This window comes from Gammaproteobacteria bacterium, from assembly GCA_003696665.1.
Classification (GTDB): Bacteria; Pseudomonadota; Gammaproteobacteria; order Enterobacterales.
Window position 1 is genome coordinate 1 of record RFGJ01000194.1, and the last position, 3,788, is coordinate 3,788.

The window sequence follows — 3,788 nt, forward strand, 5'->3', positions numbered from 1 at the left end:
CGCTGAGGCAAGATTCTGATCATCCATGACCAAAATCCAGTCAAATTGATTGCCGTCTTCTGCTGTCAATTGCCGTGCGCGAAGTCCACGAATGTCGATGCCATGACGTTCAGCGACGGCCATGCTCCTCGGATCCGGCGGTTCACCGACATGGTAAGCTGACGTACCAGCTGAATCGACAAGTACGTCATCACGTCCCATGGCATCAAGGCGATGGCGAAGGATGCCTTCTGCCAATGGTGAGCGGCAGATATTGCCAAGGCAAACCATCAAGATCTTTTGGCTCATGTTATTTTTCCAGTCGTTGACGCACATCGTGTAAATCGGCTTCCGTATCCACACCCGCTGGCGGCGCTTTTCGGCAAGGCGCCATCGCGATGGCATAGCCATGTTCCAACACCCGCAACTGCTCCAATTTTTCCAGCTGCTCAAGCGGTGTTTGCGGAAGGCGGACGTATTGGCGAACGAAGCCAGCTCGATACGCATAGAGCCCGATATGACGACCGGCTACCGGTACGCTATGACCAAACCCGTTGGCATCACGATGCCAGGGCATCGGGGCGCGCGAAAAATACAAGGCCCGTTGGTGTTGCGTGCACACGACTTTAACGACATTGGGATTTCGCCAATCCTCCTCCGCATCTATCGGGACATAGAGGCTGGCCATGACCGCATCGGTCGCATGGTATAACAACTCCGCCACTTGAAAGACATTATCCGTTGGCATTTCCGGCTCGTCGCCCTGAATATTGACAACAATGGTGTCATCCGGCCATTGCATTAGTTCGATCACTTCACTAATGCGATCGGTGCCGCTTGGGTGATCCGGAGAGGTCATGAGCGCCTGTCCACCAAACGCTTGAACGGCTTGCATAATACGTTGATCATCGGTCGCGACGACCACCTCATCGGCTCCGGATTTCATCGCCGCCTCCCACACCCAGTGAATCATCGGGCGTCCTGCAATGGCTAGCAGAGGCTTACCAGGCAAACGTTGAGAGGCATAGCGCGCCGGTATCACAACTTTGAATTTCATACTCTTACTCCGGCCAGTTGATCTAATTGCGTGAGTAATTGGTCAGGCAACTGTGCTTCCACTTCCAGCACATAGATGTCCGGATCGCCCCGCGTCCATTTTACGGCATCTTTGGCTGTGCAGACGATGAAGTCCGCATCTTTTGGCAGGCCGCGAAACGGATGGCGCTCATGGTCAGCCCGAGGATGCGGTCTCACTTGCGCCCCAAGTGCTGTCAACGTGGCAAAAAAACGTTTCGGATCACCGATACCTGCCACGGCATCGACCCGTTTTCCTGCAAGCACATCGACAGGCGCTGTTTCGCCGGTGGACTGCCGTCGCACTCTCACCGGCGATAGGACAAAATCAAATCGTTTATCGTCAGGGACCCTGCTTAACCAATCGAGGATAGCCATCGGAGCACCTGTGCGATTGATCAGCACCGCTGACACATTGTCCAGCCGCGCCAACGGCTCTCGTAATGGGCCGAGCGGCAGCCGCCACCCATTGCCAATGCCTCGTCGTGCATCGAATACGCACCACTCCATATCACGTTGCAGTGCGTAATGCTGCAGCCCATCATCACAGATGACCACTTGTGCCCCCCGTTTGACTAGGCGCTGCCCGCCACGAACTCGATCGGCATCAACCATCACCAAAGCCTCAGGCACCGCGTGTGCGATCATCAGCGCCTCATCACCCACATCGGCCACATGCGACGCTCTGTCGACCAGCACACCGTCTCGCGACTTCTTCCCTTTATAACCTCGCAATAAGATGCCAACCCGGCATCCTTGCTTGATCAAATAGCGCGCGGCCGCAATGGTTAGTGGCGATTTGCCGACGCCGCCCACGACGATATTGCCAATCACCAACACCGGAACACTAAGACGCTGTGACGCCAACCAACCATGGCGGTATAACCATCTGCGTGTGCCGGTTAACGCTATAAAAAGGCCATGCAGTGGCCACAGGGGTAAGCTGGCCAGGCGCATCAAGGGCCCGGGGTTGGGGTCATACCATAGTTTTTGAAGCCACTCGTGGTTCACGAAGTTGTCGTTCCAAGTTGCGGTTCGCCAAATTGTAATCGATACAGGCGACTATACACCCCGCCTTTCGCCAGAAGCGATTGGTGCGTTCCCTGCTCCACCAAACGGCCACCTTCGAGGACGAGTATCATGTCCGCATGCTGAATGGTTGATAGGCGGTGCGCCACCACAAATGTGGTTCGATCTGTCATCAATGCATCCAATGCCGCCTGGATATGCCGTTCTGACTCTGTGTCAAGAGCAGAGGTGGCTTCATCCAGCAACAAAATTGGCGTGTTATGCAACAAGGCGCGGGCAATTGCCAACCGTTGCCTCTGACCTCCCGACAAGTTCGAACCACCTTCGCCAACCATCGCATCCAGTTGTCCTGGCAATTCCTTAACAAAATGCCAAGCATGTGCCTGTTTTAACACCTCGATAATTTTTTCGTCACTCGGCACCTCCTTCAAACCGAAACACACATTATTGCGAATGGTGTCGTTAAACAGAGTGACGGTCTGCGAAACCAGCGACATATTGCGTCGGATGCAACTGAGCGTGAGCGACTCAAGATCATGACCATCCAATAGGATGCGACCTTTGGTCGGATGATAAAAGCGCATTAAGAGATTTAGTAAGGTCGATTTGCCCGCGCCGGATGGCCCGACAATCGCAACGAGTTGCCCTGGCTTGACCGAAAAACTGACATCGATCAGAGCGGGCGAATTTTCGCCGTAGCAGTAGGTGACATTTTCCATCACCACTTCGCCACTGAGTGTCGGCAGATCGACCGTACCGCTGTCACGTTCTTCTGGCTCATCAAGAATATCAAACAGGCTTTGTGCCGCGACCAAACCCTCGGACAACTGGCTGTTGACCGAACTTAACTGTTTCAACGGTCGGAGTGAGGCCATCATCAACGACACCATGGCGATAAACTCACCTTCCGTGAGTCGACCCGATTGCAATTCGGACAATGACACATAGAGCACCAGTGCCAAACCGGTGGCCGCCAACAGTTGGATGAGCGGCGTGCTCAAGTTCTGTGTGGCGATCATCGACATGAATTTGCGCCGGAAACGCTCAACCGTCTTTTTAAAGTTTTCTTCAGCTTGCGCCTCTGCCCCAAAAATTCGAATGGTTTGATAGCCTTGTAGGCTTTCCGAACCAAGAGCGGTCATGGTGCCCATGGCGTCCTGCATATTGTGGCTTGCCTTCTTAAAGCGCCTCGTGGCCACACGAACGACCGCGGCGATGGCGGGAAACGAAATAAAAAAGAACAGCGTCAGACGCCAGTTTGTATACAGCATATAAATTAAGCCGCTGATAAGAAATGCACTTTCTCGCAACAAAATGGTGAGGGCCGATGAGCTGGTTCTGGCGATCTTGTCGGCGTTGTAGGTAATTTTGGCCAAAAGGTTGCCGCTGGATTCACGATCGAAGAACTCCGCTGGCAAACGTAATAACTTGCTAAACACCTGACAGCGAAATTCGGCCACGACCTTCTGACCGATCCAAGCCATCGTGTAACCGGACACAAACGCTGCCACGCCTCGCAGTGCCACTATCACGATCACAAACACGGGGGCACGCGCCAACGTTTCCGGATCACGTCCCACCAGTCCCTTGCTCACCAAGGGTTCCAGCAGCATCACAAAGCCAGCATCCAATAGCCCAAATAGCGCATTGGCCAATCCTGCCACAACAAAAGCGGGCCAAAAGCGCTTGGCACGCTGTATGAGCCG

4 protein-coding genes are annotated in these 3,788 nt (G+C 54.0%); all 4 read right to left on the minus strand.

Features of this window, described 5'->3' with window-relative positions:
• Window positions 1-288, minus strand: a 288-nt coding sequence (locus tag D6694_05590) for a low molecular weight phosphotyrosine protein phosphatase (GenBank protein RMH44610.1), incomplete at its 3' end; no start/stop codon positions are given.
• Between the two features lies 1 nt (window position 289).
• Entirely contained in the window at window positions 290-1,036 is a 747-nt protein-coding gene (locus D6694_05595) for a 3-deoxy-manno-octulosonate cytidylyltransferase (GenBank protein ID RMH44611.1), read from the minus strand.
• A complete protein-coding gene (locus D6694_05600; protein RMH44612.1) occupies window positions 1,033-2,103 on the minus strand; it encodes a tetraacyldisaccharide 4'-kinase in 1,071 nt (356 codons plus the stop codon). Before D6694_05600 ends, D6694_05595 begins: the two co-directional genes overlap by 4 nt.
• A partial coding sequence (gene msbA / locus D6694_05605) for a lipid A export permease/ATP-binding protein MsbA (GenBank protein RMH44613.1) occupies window positions 2,061-3,788 on the minus strand: 1,728 nt, incomplete at its 5' end. The genes msbA and D6694_05600, both read right to left, overlap by 43 nt.